General features: G+C 65.0%; 14 protein-coding genes. 5 read left to right on the forward strand and 9 right to left on the reverse strand.

Translation table 11 applies throughout. The annotated features are described in order from the left end of the window. Window positions 1–42: 42 nt before the first annotated feature. Window positions 43–870, forward strand: coding sequence for a type I methionyl aminopeptidase (gene map / locus U1763_RS11220; RefSeq protein ID WP_056486061.1), 828 nt, complete (start codon window positions 43–45; stop codon window positions 868–870). A gap of 2 nt (window positions 871–872) precedes the next feature. Here map and U1763_RS11225 read toward each other — a convergent pair whose 3' ends face one another. Next, the gene (locus U1763_RS11225; protein ID WP_132739091.1) at window positions 873–1,271 is read right to left on the reverse strand and encodes a DUF1842 domain-containing protein; all 399 of its coding nucleotides are present in this window, start codon (window positions 1,269–1,271) and stop codon (window positions 873–875) included. A 209-nt stretch (window positions 1,272–1,480) separates the two neighbouring features. Between U1763_RS11225 and purL the strand changes: the two genes are divergently transcribed. The 4 genes from purL to bfr all read left to right on the forward strand — a co-directional run bounded on the left by purL (window position 1,481) and on the right by bfr (window position 6,808). Beyond that, a complete protein-coding gene (gene purL / locus U1763_RS11230) occupies window positions 1,481–3,709 on the forward strand; it encodes a phosphoribosylformylglycinamidine synthase subunit PurL (RefSeq protein WP_093399272.1) in 2,229 nt (742 codons plus the stop codon). A gap of 978 nt (window positions 3,710–4,687) precedes the next feature. Then, a complete protein-coding gene (locus U1763_RS11235; RefSeq protein ID WP_332755278.1) occupies window positions 4,688–5,944 on the forward strand; it encodes a DUF418 domain-containing protein in 1,257 nt (418 codons plus the stop codon). Window positions 5,945–6,019: 75 nt separating this feature from the next. After that, the gene (locus tag U1763_RS11240) at window positions 6,020–6,190 is read left to right on the forward strand and encodes a (2Fe-2S)-binding protein (RefSeq protein WP_082441433.1); all 171 of its coding nucleotides are present in this window, start codon (window positions 6,020–6,022) and stop codon (window positions 6,188–6,190) included. Between the two features lie 102 nt (window positions 6,191–6,292). Further along, window positions 6,293–6,808, forward strand: coding sequence for a bacterioferritin (gene bfr / locus U1763_RS11245; RefSeq protein WP_132897691.1), 516 nt, complete (start codon window positions 6,293–6,295; stop codon window positions 6,806–6,808). A gap of 176 nt (window positions 6,809–6,984) precedes the next feature. On the opposite strand, the gene U1763_RS11250 is transcribed toward bfr, so the two are convergent. The 8 genes from U1763_RS11250 to U1763_RS11285 form a co-directional block, all read right to left on the reverse strand. Then, window positions 6,985–7,404 (reverse strand): Hpt domain-containing protein, encoded by a 420-nt coding sequence (locus tag U1763_RS11250; protein ID WP_243643343.1) that lies wholly within the window; start codon window positions 7,402–7,404, stop codon window positions 6,985–6,987. Window positions 7,405–7,507: 103 nt separating this feature from the next. Continuing rightward, window positions 7,508–7,726 carry a sulfurtransferase TusA family protein gene (locus tag U1763_RS11255; protein WP_332755279.1) on the reverse strand — a complete coding sequence of 73 codons (219 nt, stop codon included), beginning with the start codon at window positions 7,724–7,726 and terminating at the stop codon, window positions 7,508–7,510. An 8-nt stretch (window positions 7,727–7,734) separates the two neighbouring features. Further along, window positions 7,735–9,123 carry a ribosome biogenesis GTPase Der gene (gene der / locus U1763_RS11260; RefSeq protein WP_332755280.1) on the reverse strand — a complete coding sequence of 463 codons (1,389 nt, stop codon included), beginning with the start codon at window positions 9,121–9,123 and terminating at the stop codon, window positions 7,735–7,737. A 72-nt stretch (window positions 9,124–9,195) separates the two neighbouring features. Next, on the reverse strand, window positions 9,196–10,518 hold the full coding sequence (locus U1763_RS11265; RefSeq protein WP_132739109.1) for an outer membrane protein assembly factor BamB family protein: 1,323 nt from the start codon (window positions 10,516–10,518) through the stop codon (window positions 9,196–9,198). Continuing rightward, on the reverse strand, window positions 10,515–11,252 hold the full coding sequence (locus U1763_RS11270; RefSeq protein WP_132897688.1) for a tetratricopeptide repeat protein: 738 nt from the start codon (window positions 11,250–11,252) through the stop codon (window positions 10,515–10,517). The genes U1763_RS11265 and U1763_RS11270 overlap by 4 nt, the downstream gene beginning before the upstream one ends. Window positions 11,253–11,323: 71 nt before the next feature. Next, window positions 11,324–12,184: a 3-methyl-2-oxobutanoate hydroxymethyltransferase gene (panB, locus tag U1763_RS11275; protein WP_132739115.1), complete on the reverse strand. Its 861-nt coding sequence runs from the start codon at window positions 12,182–12,184 to the stop codon at window positions 11,324–11,326. Window positions 12,185–12,240: 56 nt separating this feature from the next. Continuing rightward, on the reverse strand, window positions 12,241–12,675 hold the full coding sequence (locus tag U1763_RS11280) for a hypothetical protein (protein ID WP_332755281.1): 435 nt from the start codon (window positions 12,673–12,675) through the stop codon (window positions 12,241–12,243). A gap of 308 nt (window positions 12,676–12,983) precedes the next feature. Beyond that, the gene (locus U1763_RS11285; protein ID WP_332755282.1) at window positions 12,984–15,410 is read right to left on the reverse strand and encodes a TonB-dependent receptor; all 2,427 of its coding nucleotides are present in this window, start codon (window positions 15,408–15,410) and stop codon (window positions 12,984–12,986) included. Window positions 15,411–15,581 lie beyond the last annotated feature (171 nt).

Genomic DNA, 15,581 nt, shown 5'->3' on the forward strand with positions numbered 1-15,581 from the left:
ATAGCCTCGCAAAACCGCGCCCGCCACGCTATATCGCGCGATATGACCGAATATGTAACCGTCACCTCGGACCAGCCCGACGCGCGCACCGGCGCCATCAAGCTCCACGGCCCCGCCGCCTTCGAAGGCATGATGAAGGCGGGCAGGCTCGCCGCCGAGACGCTCGACATGATCGTGCCGCACATGGTGCCGGGCGTGACCACGGCCGAGATCGACCGGCTGATCTACGACTTCATCGTCGCCGGCGGCGGCGTGCCCGCGACGCTCGGCTATCGCGGCTATACGCACAGTGTCTGCATCTCGATCAACCATGTCGTCTGCCACGGCATCCCCAGCGAGAAGACGCTGAAATCGGGCGACATCGTCAACGTCGACGTCACGCCTTTGTTGGACGGCTGGCACGGCGACACGAGCCGAATGTACTTGATCGGCGACGTGCCGATCAAGGCGCGCCGCTTGGTCGAAGTCACCTACGAATGCCTGATGATCGGCATCGAGCACGCCAAGCCCGGCAACCGCATGGGCGACGTTGCCAACGCGATCCAGCGCCATGCCGAGAAGCACCGCTACGGCGTGGTCCGCGATTTCTGCGGCCACGGCGTTGGCCGACTGTTCCACGACGCCCCCGAAGTCGTCCATGTCGGCAAGCCCGGTACCGGCCCCGAACTGCGTCCGGGCATGATCTTCACGATCGAGCCGATGATCAACATCGGTCGCCCCGACGTGAAGCTGCTCGACGATGGCTGGACGGCCGTTACGCGCGATCGCTCGCTGTCCGCGCAGTTCGAGCACTCGATCGGCATTACGGAAGACGGCTGCGAGATCTTCACGCTCAGCCCCAAGGGCTACACGCAGCCGCCTTACGTATAGGATCAGCCGGTGGAGACGTTCTTCACCGTGCAGTCGGTGATGACGTGGCCGTTATATTCGAACGATCCCTTGCCGTTCCAGTCCTTGGCTACCGCGAGCGCTACACTGAAGTGCGCGAGATAGGAGCCGATCGCTGGTGGCGGTACCGACACGATATACTGCCCGGTCAGGTGCACGAGCAGGGTGTCCTGCCCGAACCCGGTGTGAAGGATCGCACCGGTAACATACGGGATGATCGTCGTTCCATAGGGTGGCGGTAATGCCTGCGTGATCTGTGCCGAGCCGGAGACTTGCCCGGTCACGGCATTCACACCCAGATCGAGATGAAGCGTTGGCGCACCGGCAAACCCGCCATGCTTAACGTCCAGCTTTACTATATAATATCCGACTGCCTCGGTCATGAATATTTCCTCCTGAGGATCTATGCTGATCCGCTATTGGAGTTCCACATACGAAGACTGCCGAGTCCAGCGGGATTGGGTCCGAATCGAACCGGCCGAAACCTCCGACCTCCGCCCGACACACCCCCGACACCCCCTTGCGCGACACCGCCATATGAATCTGACGTACAAAGGGTGACGCGGACCGTCCGCGCCGCTATCTGCGCCCCATGACCGAGATCACACCGCAGATCGTCGCCGACCACGGCCTGTCCCCCGAAGAATATGAGCGCGTCCTGCGCGCCATCGGCCGCGAGCCGAACATGGTCGAGCTCGGCATCTTTTCGGTCATGTGGTCCGAGCATTGCAGCTACAAATCCAGCAAGATCCACCTGATGAAGCTGCCCACCAAGGGCCCCCGCGTCATCTGCGGCCCGGGCGAGAACGCCGGCGTCGTCGATATCGGCGACAACCAGGCGGCGATCTTCAAGATGGAGAGCCACAACCACCCGTCCTATATCGAGCCCTATCAGGGCGCGGCGACCGGCGTCGGCGGCATCCTGCGCGACGTCTTCACGATGGGCGCGCGGCCGATCGCCAACCTCAACGCACTCCGGTTCGGCCGCCCCGATCATCCCAAGATGCGCCACCTGATCTCGGGCGTCGTCCACGGCATCGGCGGCTACGGCAATTGCGTCGGCGTCCCGACCGTCGGCGGCGAGGTGAACTTCCACTCGGCGTATGACGGCAACATCCTCGTCAACGCGATGACCGTCGGGATCGCCGACCAGGACAAGATCTTCTATTCGGCCGCCAGCGGCATCGGCAATCCGATCGTCTATGTCGGCAGCAAGACCGGTCGCGACGGCATTCACGGCGCGACGATGGCCTCGGCGGATTTCGGCGAGGATTCGGACGCCAAGCGCCCGACCGTCCAGGTCGGCGATCCGTTCACCGAGAAGCTGCTGATCGAGGCCTGCCTCGAACTCATGGCGACCGACGTCATCGTCGCGATCCAGGACATGGGCGCCGCCGGCCTCACGTCTTCGGCCGTGGAAATGGCGTCGAAGGGCGGCGTCGGCATCGAGCTGACGATGGACGACGTGCCGCAGCGCGAGACCGGCATGACCCCGTACGAGATGATGCTCTCGGAATCGCAGGAGCGCATGCTGATGGTCCTCAAGCCCGGCCGCGAGGCCGAGGCCGAGGCGATCTTCAAGAAATGGGAGCTCGATTTCGCGGTCATCGGCCGCGTCACCGACACCGGCCGCATGGTCCTGACATTCAAGGGCGAGACCGTCTGCGACATCCCGCTCGGGCCGCTCGCCGACGAAGCGCCGCTGTACGATCGCCCGCACGTCCCGACGCCGAAGCCCGCACCGCTCGCCAACGCGCCGCACAGCAGCGACATCGCCGCCGACCTGCTCACGCTGATGGGCTCGCCGGACGTTGCCTCGCGCCGCTGGATCTGGGAGCAATACGACCACATGGTCGGCGCCGACACCGTGCAGCGCCCCGGTGGCGACGCCGCGGTCGTCCGCGTCCACGGCACGCAGAAGGCGCTGGCGATGACCACCGACTGCACGCCGCGTTACTGTTTCGCCGACCCGGTCGAGGGCGGCAAGCAGGCGGTCGCCGAAGCCTGGCGCAACCTGACCGCGGTCGGCGCGCTGCCCTTGGCGGTGACCAACTGCCTCAACTTCGCCAACCCGCAGCGCCCCGAGATCATGGGCCAGATCGTCGGTTGCCTCGAAGGCATGAGCGACGCCTGTATCGCGCTCGACTTCCCGATCGTGTCGGGCAACGTCTCGCTTTACAATGAATCGAAGGCGACCGGCGGTGGCTCCGCGATCCTGCCGACCCCGGCGATCGGCGCGATCGGCTTGCTGGCCGACTGGCAGAAGAATGCGACGATCGCGTTCAAGGGCTCGGGCGACATCATCCTCGCGGTCGGCACGCGCGGCGGCCATCTCGGCCAGTCGCTCTGGCTGCGCGAATGCCACGGCCGCGAACAACTCGACGCCGGCCCGCCGCCGCCGGTCGATCTCGCCGCCGAGCGCCGCGTCGGCGACCTAATCCGCGAAGCGATCGCGCTGGGCCAGCTGACCGCGGTCCACGACGTCTCCGACGGGGGCATCGCGGTGACGCTCGCGGAGATGGCACTGGCCGGCGGGATCGGCGCGATGATCGACCGCAAGCAGCCCTTCGACTGCGCGCGCTCGTTCTTCGCGGAGGACCAGGGCGTCTACATCGTCACCGTCGACGACCATTCGCTGCTCGACTTCCTCGGCGCCGCCCACGCTGCCGACGTCGAGGCAGAGCCCCTGGGTCGCACCGGTGGCAAGCGCCTGATCTTCGAACGCCCCGACCGTGACGACGTCATTGCGCTCGACACGCTGCGCACGGCGCACGAGGGATTCTTCCCGAAGCTGATGGGGGTCGACGCGGCTTTGGCGTGATGGGTTCGGCCGCGGTGGCCTGCCGTTTGCTAGATCGCCCCCGCCCCGCTCCTCCCCAACGCAAAGTAAGGCAAAGCAACCACCCCGGCGGAGGCCGGGGCCCAATTGGGATGGCCGCAGTAACGAAGCGATGCCCGCAGCCATGATTGTCCCCCAATTGGGCCCCGGCCTTCGCCGGGGTGGTCGCCCTTCTGGATGAGGCAAGAATACGAACCACAGAATGTTTCCCCGCGAAGGCGGGGATCCAGTCTGGGCTCCCGCCTTCGCGGGAGAACAAGGAGCGGAGAGTTGTCGTCCGAGCGAGCTCACGTCAGGTATGACCACCTCCCCCTCTCCGTCATCCCAGCGAAAGCTGGGATCTCCCTCGTCAGACCACAGCGCTAGCCAACGGGGATACCCCAGCGTTCGCTGGGGTGCCGGGGCGGATCGGCTTCAGGGGGCGACAGCCGAAGAGGACAACAGGCGAGATACGGCGGGGTATTGTGCAGGGACGACAAGTCAAGCAGATGACATGCTGGGTGGCCGACGCACCAAGCCGCGAGGCATCTGACGCCTAGATGCCCGTCAAGACAGACTGTCCTACACAACTGCGATATGCCAGCGTCGGACGATGATCGAAGCATTCCACGCCTACAGCGCTACCAAGACGCATCGACCGGATTCGAGCGTAGACCAAGCACCACCTGTGTCGGGCCGGCCCAGCCGAGGCCGCCACTACCGCAGCGGCGCCGAGCGCGATCATGCCGTCTTCCAGCGTGTACGACGGCCTCACGGAAATGCTGCACGAGCGTGTACACTTCCTATACTTCACTTTTCCCGCAAGCCCTCTGCCCCCGCCAGAACCGCCACGCTCGACCTCGTCCACGGCGTCGCGGTCACCAGCAAGCCCGCCGTTAAGATTGCCTCACCCCAAGCGCATCGACGCTCCCACGAAACGCTGCGCCAGCGTCTGCACTTCCTATACTTCACTCTGCCCGCATGACCTCCGCCCCCACCAGAATCGCCACGCTCGACCTCATCCGTGGCGTCGCCGTCATGGGCATCCTCGCCTCAAACATCGCCGCATTCGGCTTCCCCGAATTCGCCTACATGACCCCCGCCTCGATGGGCGCGCCGAATACGCCAGACCTGATCGCCTGGACCACGACCTTCATCGTCATCGACGGCAAGATGCGCGGGTTGTTCTCGTTCCTGTTCGGCGCGTCGATGCTGCTGGTCATCGACCGGGCGGAGGCGAATGGCGAAGACCCGGCGACCGTCCACCTGCGCCGCATGGCATGGCTGTTCGTGTTCGGCGTCGCGCATCTGTACCTGCTCTGGTGGGGCGACATCCTAGCCCACTACGCACTGGTCGGCGCGATCGCGTACATGTTCTCGCGGTTGCCGGTGCGCTGGCTGATCGGGGTCGGACTCGCCTGCATCGCGTTCCAGACGGTCGAGCTGACGACGCTCGTCGCCTACACGTTCGACCTCCACGGCGCCGCGCACCGGCCCGGCGCGACGGCGCGAGTCATCACGAACTGGCAGCTGTTGGCGGATCAATTCGGCCAGCCCTCCCCCGCCTCCGTCACCCGCGAACTCGCCATCGGTCGTGGCGGATGGCGCGATCTGGTCGCGTGGCGCTGGACGCACGCCGCTGGACCGATCACGTCCCTCACCGCCACTGGGCCAGAAACGCTAGGCTTCATGCTGTTCGGCATGGCGGGGCTGCGATCGGGGTTCCTGACGGGGGAATGGTCGCGGCGACGCTACACCGTGATTGCGGTCGTCGGGATCGGACTTGGCTGGATTTGCTATGCGGCCATCGCGGCGTTCGACATCGGTCACGGGTTCGATGCGCGCTATGTCGCGCTGTCGTGGCTCGCGCTCGCAACCCCGCTTCGGCCACCGACGATCATGGGGTACGCTGCGGCAATCCTCCTACTCGCACGGCCCGGCGGCTGGCTCACGACCCAAGTCGCGGCGGCAGGTCGAATGGCATTCTCCAACTATCTCGGCACGACCGTCCTCTGCACCACGTTGTTCTACGGGTACGGCTTCGGGCTGTACGGCACATTGTCGCGAGCCCAGCTCTATCTCGTAGTCGTACCAATCTGCCTGCTGATGCTCCTATGGTCAAAACCGTGGCTCGATCGCTTCCGCTATGGTCCGCTCGAATGGCTATGGCGCAGCCTGTCGCGATTCGCGTGGCAGCCGATGCGCGGTTCGGCGTTCACGACGAACCGATCGGAGTAGTTGCGAATAAGACGCAAAACAGCTTGCGAGTGGTTCGCATTATCCGTATCCCGTGCTTACAGCTAGGGAGTTCCCATGGTCGTCTGCGTTTGCAATGCCATACGAGAATCCGATGTCCGCAACTGCGCACGCGGCGGGTGCACGACGCCCTGCCAAGCGTTCCGTTCGATGGGTCGGAAACCCAAATGTGGCCAGTGCACCTCGATAGCGCGAGCGATTATCGACGAGGAGCGCGCCGCTGCATAAGCGTCGCAACAGCTAAGAAACCGCAGAAATCCGCCATTTCTTGGGTTGCGGTTGCGGTACGGCCAGCGCTACATGTCCGTCAGAGGTGACGGAGATATGGCCATGCGCGGCGACCCCCAAGTAATCGACTATCTGAACGAGGCGCTCAAGAACGAGCTAACCGCGGTCAACCAATATTGGCTCCATTACCGGATGCTCGAGCATTGGGGCGTCTACAAGCTCGCCCAGTATGAGCGGATGGAATCGATCGACGAGATGAAGCACGCCGACTGGCTGTCGGAGCGCATCCTGTTTCTCGATGGCCTGCCGAACTTCCAGCTGCTCGGCCGCCTCCGTATCGGCGAGACCGTCGAGGAGGTCCTGAAGTCGGATCTCGCGCTCGAAGTCGAGGCTACCGTCCAGCTCAAGGGTGCGATCTCGTACTGCGAAGAGGTCAAGGATTACATCAGCCGCGACCTGTTCGCGCGCATCCTCGCCAGCGAGGAAGAGCATGTCGACACGCTTGAGCGCCAGTTCGAGATGATCGCGCGGATGGGGATCCACAACTACATCCAGCTGAACTCGATCTCGGAGCATGACTCGCCCAAGGCGGGCGCGGCGCCTTATCTGAAGGCGTGAGCTGCGGTCGATGCCGGTGATCCGGTATCGCCTGCAGGATTTCATCCTCCCCCGCCAGGGGGAGGTGGCGCCTTAGGCGACGGAGGGGGAGGACACGGAGCAGCGGTTTCGCCTGCCTCCCCCTCCGTCTGGCAAGCGCCAGCCACCTCCCCCTGGCGGGGGAGGATTAATTTCTTTTAGTCTCCGCCGAACCCCGTTGGGATCGCACGACGACCGAACCCGCCACCTACAACAGGCTTGCGCGCGACGATCGGATTGGCTTCGCGCTCCAGCAACGTCAGCGTTTCGCCAAACAGCGGGCGCAGGCGAACAATATGCTCCAGCGCCTCCTCAGGCGTATCCTGCAGCTCCACGCAATCGCGTGCGATCGTCTCGATCGCCTCGGCGAGATCCGCCAGCGGCTCAGCACCGAACTGTCGCGCTTCGCCCTTGAGCGTGTGCGCCGGGATCACCATCGCCGCGGCATTCAACGCGCGCATCGCCGCTTCGATCGCCGCAACCGACTTCACGCCATCCTCGCGGAAATAGCCCAGGATACGGACAAATCCCGCACCCAGTTCACTTCGGGCTTGCGAATACGCCGGCCAGTTGATCAAGGTGCTTCCTTCGAACGACACTGTCGCCTTCTCCCGTTGAGCAGTAGCGCCATCAAGATTAAATCGTATCTTACCCGTTTCAGGTAAACACACTGTTGTCATACTACCGACAAGTTACGACAAAGGTCCGGTAAAATTCGTCCAAAATGATCTTTACCGTCGCGCCGGCCGCGTCGGCGACGGCGGCGAGTTCGGTCGGTGCTTGCGGATCGTCCGCCAAGACCTCGACCCGCCGCGCACCATCACGCAACGCGCGGGCGAGCCGCAGCGCCGGCCAGGGGCAGCGCATGCCCCTGGCATCGATACGAACCACGCCGGACATCGCGCAGCCTAGTTGCCGCCGCCGCCCTTGCCGTTGTCGTCATACGGGTTCTTCGGCGCACGGAACATCAATCGGACAGGCACCGCGCCGAAGCCAAGATCCTTGCGCATCGAATTGACCAGATAGCGTTCGTAGCTCGCGGGTAGCTGATCGACGCGCGTGCCGAAGATGACGAAGCTGGGCGGACGCGTCTTGACCTGCGTGACGTAGCGCATCTTGATCCGCTTGCCACCTGGGGCCGGTGGCGGAGTCGCCTCGATCGCGCGTTCGAACCAGCGGTTGAGTTCGCCGGTGCCGACGCGCTTCGACCACGCATCGCGGGTGTCGAAACAGGCCTGGAGCAACTGGTCGATGCCCTTGCCGGTCGCGCCCGAGACGGTCATCACGGTGACGCCCTTGACCTGGCTCAGGCCGTCCTCGAGCGCGCGCTTGACGCCATTGAACAGCGACGAGGCGCTCTCGGCGATATCCCATTTGTTGAGCGCGATGACGAGCGCACGGCCCTCCTGCAGCACCTTGTCGGCGATGCGGAGATCCTGCGCCTCGAGGCCCAGCGTGGCGTCAAGCAGCAGCACGACGACCTCGGCGAAGTCGACCGCATGGAGCGCGTCCTCGACCGACATCTTCTCGAGCTTGTCCTGCACCTTGGCACGCTTGCGCATGCCCGCGGTGTCGATCAGGCGGACTTTGCGCGCTTCGCCACCGGTCGGGTGCCAGTCGTAGTCGACGCTGATCGAATCGCGCGTGATGCCGGCTTCCGGGCCGGTGATCATGCGGTCTTCGCCGAGGATGCGGTTGACGAGCGTCGACTTGCCCGCGTTCGGGCGGCCGACGATCGCGAGCTTCAGCGGGCCTTCATACTCGTTGTCGGGCTGCTCCTCGGGCGGCTCTTCCTTGCCTTCGAGCAGCGGGAGCAGGCCTTCGAACAGGTCGCCCATGCCTTCGCCGTGCTCGGCCGACAGCTGGGCCGGGTCGCCGAAGCCCAGTGCGAGCGATTCGAGAATGCCATCTTCGCCGGCGCGGCCCTCGGCCTTGTTGGCGACGAGGAGGACGGGGACGTCGGCGGTACGCAGCCAGCGCGCGATTTCTTCGTCCAAGGGTACGATCCCGGCGCGGGCGTCGAACAGGAACAGCGCGACATCGGCTTGCGCGACCGCGGCTTCGGTCTGCTGGCGCATCCGGCCAGGCAGCGTCTGCGCGTCGTGGTCTTCGTAGCCGGCGGTGTCGATGATGCGGAATTCGAGGCCGATCAGCGACGCATCGCCTTCGCGGCGATCGCGTGTGACGCCGGGCCGGTCGTCGACCAGCGCGAGCTTCTTGCCGACGAGGCGGTTGAACAGAGTCGACTTGCCGACATTTGGGCGGCCGACGATCGCGACCACGGGGAGTTTGGACATGAGGGGGGCCTTAGCGCGTGTCGCGGCAAAGGTCACCTAGTCCCTCTCCCCGCCGGGGAGAGGGACTCGGCGTCACCTATACGCGGTGACCTTGCCCTTCTGGTCGAGCGTGTAGAGCGTCGAGTTCGCGACGATCGGGGGCAGCGAGAACGGCGTTTTCGTCTCGATCGTCGAGCTTACCGTACCATCGGTCGGCGAGACGAAGTTAATCTCGCCGCGCGAGTTGGTGAGGACCAGGCGGTTGCCTGCCAGGATCGGGCCGAACCACGTGATCGCGTTGCTGCGCTTCTTCTCGTTCTGGAAGCGCTTCAGCTGCGCGATCCAGCGCGCCTTGCCGTTCGAGCGCGACAGGCAGACCAGGCGCGCATCGTCAGTGACCACGAACAGCCACTCGCCCGCGATCCACGGCGTCGAGATGCCCGCGAAGTTCTGCTCCCACAGGCGCTGGCCGGTCGACAGTTCGAGCGCGACCATGCGGCCACCCTGCCCGACCGCATAGACGCGGCCGCCGTCGATCACCGGTGCGGCGTCGATGTCCGACAGGCTCGACACCGATGTCGTGACCGAGGTGCGCGACAGCGCGTCCTGCCACAGGATACGACCATTCTCGTAGCGATAGGCGCTGAGCTCGCCGCTCGAGAAGCCGGCTACCACGGTGCCCTGGCTGACCGCGGGCGCCGCGACGCCGAACACGCCCTGCGTTTCGAGCGTGCCCGACTGGACCCACTGAACCTTGCCGTCGGCCTGATTGAGCGAGAAGACCTGGTTGTCCTGCGTCAGGACGTACACCGCGCCGTTGGCGACGGTCGGCGAACCACGTAGCGGCGCACCGGGCTTGGCGCGCCACAGGATCGCGCCATCGGCCGCGTTCATAGCAACGACGTCACCCACGCCGTCGGTCGCGTAGAGCTTGCCGTCGTCATAGCTGACGCCGCCGCCGAACCGTGCCGAGCGGTTGATCTTGCCCTCGGTGATCCCCGCGCTCCACAGTGCCGCGCCGGTATCGGCGGTGAACGCGTGGATCGTCGCAGTGACGTCGGTGACGAACAGCTTGCCGTCGGCCACGACCGGTGCCGCGCCGAGACGCTCGCGGTTCGATCCGCCGTCGATTCCGGACTGCCAGAGGCGCTTGGGCTGATCGGCGAGCGCAAGCTGGCCCATCGACTTGGCGGGGTTGCCGCCGGGCTGCGCCCAGGCGTCGTTGACCGCGGGCGCGGGCAGCAGGACCTGGACATCGGCGATCGTCTTGTCGGTCTCGACCTCGTTTTCCGAGACGAGGATCGAGACGCGGTCGCCGAGCGTCGGCGTCTTCTTGACGCTACCCTTGAAGATCCCGCAACCGCTGAGCGCCACCAGCGCGGCGACGGCGACCGTCACCCGATATGTCTTCATCATTGCGCCTTGGTATCCTCGTTTGATGCAGCCGGAGTGATCACCCTGGCCGTAGCTCCAGTGGCAACAGCATCCACGCCCAGTACGCCGGCCATCTGAACCGCACGTTGACGAATTGTCTCGGGGACGCCGGTATCGCGCGCGATCTGGCCGAACAGCGTGCCTGCCTGCTGGCGCTGGTTCATGCGGAGATACGCGATCGCGACCATCTCGCCGGCACTGCCCAGCCACGGACCACCGGGGACGGCGAGCGGACGGAGACGCTCGACGACGACCTGCGGCTTCAACGTATCGAACTCGGCCGAGGTCTGGCGAACGAGAGCCAGATCGCGGAAAGGCTTGGCCAGCGACGTGTCCGCGGCGATCGTGCCGAGCTTGGCGGCGGCGCCCTTCAGGTCGTCCTTCTGGAGCAGCACGTCGGCCTGCGTGAACAGCGCGAGCGCGCGGTAGCCATCGCGGTTCGACTTGGCGAGTTCCGCGAGCGGCTTCGACGCAGCGGCGGCGTTGTTCGCACCGAGCGAATCGTACGCAGCCTGGAGTTGCTCACCCTCGACGCCGGCAGCCTCGCCATTGTGATGCTGCCAGTAGAGGAAGCCAGCAAACGCGGCGAGCGCGGCGACGACGCCGATCGCGACCCATTTGCCCCACGTCGTCCAGAATCCGGCGAGTTGGTCGCGTCGGAGTTCTTCGTCGACCTCGCGCAAAAATGCTTCATCGGTTTTCGGCGGGAGGGCCAAGGACAGCTCCGGAATATTTGGGGGATGGACGGCGCGGACCTTAGCCGCGCCGGGACCGAAACGGAAGCGGATCAATCCTTGGGGGCGTAGACCTGCTCGGGCCCTGGGAATACGCGGCCGCGGACGTCCTCGGCATAGGTCTGCGCGGCGGTCGAGATCGTATCGGCGACATCGGCGAAGCGCTTCACGAACTTGGCGGTACGGTCGAACATGCCGAGCATATCCTCCGTCACCAGCACCTGGCCGTCGCACTGCGCCGATGCGCCGATCCCGATCGTCGGGCAGGCAACGGTGTTGGTAATCTCGATCGCTATCGGCTCGACCACGCCTTCGATCACCAGCGAGAACGCGCCCGCGTCGGCGATGCTCTGCGCGTCGGCGACGATCTTGGCGGCTTCCTCGGGCGTGCGACCGCGCGCGCCGTAGCCGCCGAGCACGTTGACCGCCTGCGGGGTGAGGCCGACATGGCCGACCACGGGGATGCCACGCTCGGTGAGAAATTTGACGGTCGGCGCCATCGCGGTGCCGCCCTCAAGCTTCACCGCCGCCGCGCCGGTCTGTTTGAGCAACCACGCTGCGCTCTCGAACGCCTTTTCGGGCGACGCCTCATAGCTGCCGAACGGCATGTCGATGACGACGACCGCGTGATAGCTGCCGCGCACCACCGCTGCGCCGTGCGCCGCCATCATCTCAAGCGTGACGGGTACGGTCGAGGGCAGGCCGTAGATCACCTGCCCCAGGCTGTCGCCGACCAGCAGCATGTCGCAGTGCGGATCGAGCAGCTGTGCCGTGCGAACCGTGTACGCGGTGAGCATGACGAGCGGCGTCTTGCCCTTCTGCCGACGGATCGCGGGGATCGTCAGGCGCTTGAGCGGGGCCGGCGTCGGGTTCGCGCGACTCGTCGCGGTGTCGAGGGTGTAGGTCGTGGACATGCGCGCGTTCTAGCGTGCGACCCTGGACTCGCCCAGTCTTCGCAGCCTTACCCGGTTCAAACCGCCCAACCCTTGTGCCGCGCATGGCCGACGAGCCAGAGCGTGAATGCGGCAATACCGATAATCACGAAGGGAAAACCGAGCGTCTCGCTGGCACCCTTTTGCGCGACGATGTCGGTCGAGGCGAACAGCCAGCCGAACTGCACGATCGTAGCGCCGAGCGATGCGATCAGGAACGGGCGGGCACTGGCACGGCGCATGAACAACAGCACGGCGCCGATCAGCCCGGCCAGCACCGCGACGGCGAACAGCGGATCGTACCAGTTGGGCAACGCCGCGTAGAGCGCCCGGTCATAGGCACTCGCCCTCCCCATCGCATCAGCGCCGAGTCGCACCTGTTGCAGACACATGAAACAACCAACGAGCCCCCAGACGACGAGGGCGCCCGTGGTCAGCCGAAACCACAAGGGCCCCTGTCGTACGAAGAACATGCCGCCACCCTCGTTAGTCCGGCTCGATTAGCCTGAGCCTATTGCTTTGGATCAACAGACTGCGCTTCGCAGGGGCTGCGCGCAAGGGGATGGCGTCGGACGCATCGGTGCAGCTTGGGGACGTCGATTGCTCCGAACCGGAGAGACATCGGGAGCTTCCGACTGCGATGTCTCTCCGGGCCGTATCCCGCCGTATAAGACGTCAAACCTGAACGCGCAGTGACGATCGGGGTGACGATCAGGAGGTGACGTTCAGAGGGTGACGTTCAGAGGGTGACGATCAGGGGCTGACGACCTGGACGTAACGATCAGAACGATCGCGAGACGGTCAGGCCATAGGTGCGCGGATCGCCGGGTTGGCCGACGACCAGGCCCGTGCTGCCCGACTGGAGCGCAAGCACCTCGTAATACTTCTCGTCGAACGCGTTGCGGAGCCAGCCGAACACGTTCCAGCTGTCCTTTGCCTTGAACCCGAGGCGGAAGTTGCTGAGCGCGTAGCCGTTGATGTCGGTATAGGCCGAGCGCGACGGATTGGACGAGAAGGTCGACCGGTAGCTGCCGTCATAACCGAGATACACCTGGCCATCGAGATCACCGAGCGTCGCCGGCAGGTCGTATTCCGCCCCATACGAGAACGCCCATTTCGATACGCCGGGCAGGCGCTGGCCGGAGATATCGCAATTCTGCGGGCTGATCCCGCCGGCCGTACCGGGTGCGCTCGGCGTCTGGCCGGCGGTCGCGGTGGTGCCACCGGACAGTTCGGGCGGGCACGGCGCATCGACGAACTTCACGTATTTCGCGTCGGTATACGCGCCGTTCGCGTAGAAACTGAACCGGTCGGTGGGACGGAACGCCGAGTCGAATTCGAGACCGCGAGTCCGAACCTTGCCGGCATTGGCGAGATAGCCGCGCAGTACGCCGAGCTGGCCGTTGGTAACGGTCGCCTGGTAATCGCTGATTTCGGTCCAGAACCCCGCGAGGTTCAGGGTGACTCGGCGGTCCAGGAACTGGGTCTTGAGCCCCAATTCGAAGTGGTTCACCTTTTCGGGCTTCACCGTAGCGGCCGACAGGATCGGGTTGTTGCTGCCGTCTAGCGGCAAGCCCGACAGGTTGATGCCGCCCGACTTGTAGCTGCGCGCATAGGTCGCATAGGCGTGGATGTCAGACGTCACGGTGTAGGCCGCCGTGATGTCGCCCGACAGGTTCCAGTTGTCGAAATCGGGCTGATAGCTTTGCGGCGCGAGCACGCCGCGCTGATCCGCGGTCAGCGCCGTGCCCGTGCCGTTGGTGACGACCGAGACATAGTCGCCCTTCTTCTTGTCGTAGTTCAAACGCAGGCCCGGCGCGATCTGGAACCGGTCGCTGACGTTCCAGGTGAGCTTCCCGAACAGCGCAGCGCTGGTGTTGGTGAAGCCGATCGTGTTGCGTGAGGTCAGCCCGTTCAGCGTCGCCGGGTTCTTGCCGCCCGCGCTCGTCGGGTTGAGCAGGAACGCACTTGCCGCCGGGCCCTGCACCTGAAGCCCTTGGGTATCGATCGTCTGGTAAAAATAGAACGCGCCGAGCACGTAATCGAGCGTGTGCTTGCCGTTCGAGGCGATCCGCAGTTCCTGGCTGTATTGGGTCTGCTGCGACGGATTGGCGGAGACGGTGGTGATCGGCAGGCCGATGAAGTCGCGATCGTTCGACGGATCCCAGTTCCAGAACCGCCATGCGCTAACCGAGGTGATCGTCGACGCGCCGAGATCCAGATTGCCGAGCAGCGATACTCCGCCCAGCTCCTGCTTCGCACGCAACGGCGTATCGACATCGGTCACCCGGTCGAACGCGTTGGTGGACGGCACGACATAGCCCTGCGCGGCGGCAAGTGCGGCATATTGGCGGTTGAGCGGCCGCTGCGTCGCCCCGGTGCGGGCATAATATTGCACGCAGCAATTCGGGTTCTGCTGACCGTAGTCGCCCGACAAGGCCAGATCGAGCGTATCGGTCGGCTTCCAATAAAGCTGTCCGCGGACGCTCTTGTTATCCTGCGCGTTCAGATTCTTGCCGGTCGCGACGTTGTTGATCGTGCCGTCGCGTTCGGTCACCGAAGCCGACAGCCGAATCGCGAGCTTGTCGGGGATCAGGGGGCCGGACACCGATGCCTTGGCCTGGATGAACTGGTAATTGCCGGTGGTCAGTTCGATCCGCGCCTCAGGCGTGAAGCTGGGCTTACGCGTCGTGATGTTGATCGCGCCGGCGGTGGTGTTCTTGCCGTAGAGCGTGCCCTGGGGGCCGCGGAGGACTTCGATCCGCTCGGTATCGGTGAAGTCGAACGTCGCCGAGGCGATGCGGCTGTAATAGACCTGGTCGACATAGATGCCGACGCCCTGTTCGATGCCGTCGTTGGTCAGGCCGAACGGTGCGCCGAGGCCGCGGATGTTGGCGGCGGAATTGCGCGGGTTGGTCGAGTAGAATTGCAGCGTCGGCTGGAGCTGCGTCAGGCGGCTGACGTTGTACGCGCCGGTTTCGGCGAGCGCGGTTCCACCGATGACGGACATCGCGATCGGGACGGTCTGGATGGTCTCGGCACGACGGCGCGCGGTGACGACGATATCGCCGCCCCCCTGTTGCTGATTGCCGAGGCGGCCGTTGGCCTGCGGGTCAGCCTGCGCGCCAGCAGGCGTTGGCGGCGCGACTGGCGGCGGTGATACGATAGCGGCCTGACCGGCAAGCAACAGCGCAAGCGTAAGCGACATGAATGTTTTCCCCTGAACCTCGCCGCGCAAAGTCTAGTAATTCAGGGGATATTCAATGCGAGCTTGTCTTGGAGCGGAGAAAGCGCGGCTTCGTGGCGCGCGTTGGTAAGGACGAAGAGCTCAAGCGTATGATGGCCAGCAACCGCGAACGGCACGCGCCGCCCTGTTTCC

The sequence above is a fragment of the Sphingomonas sorbitolis genome (assembly GCF_036663875.1).
In the GTDB taxonomy this organism is placed as follows: domain Bacteria; phylum Pseudomonadota; class Alphaproteobacteria; order Sphingomonadales; family Sphingomonadaceae; genus Sphingomonas.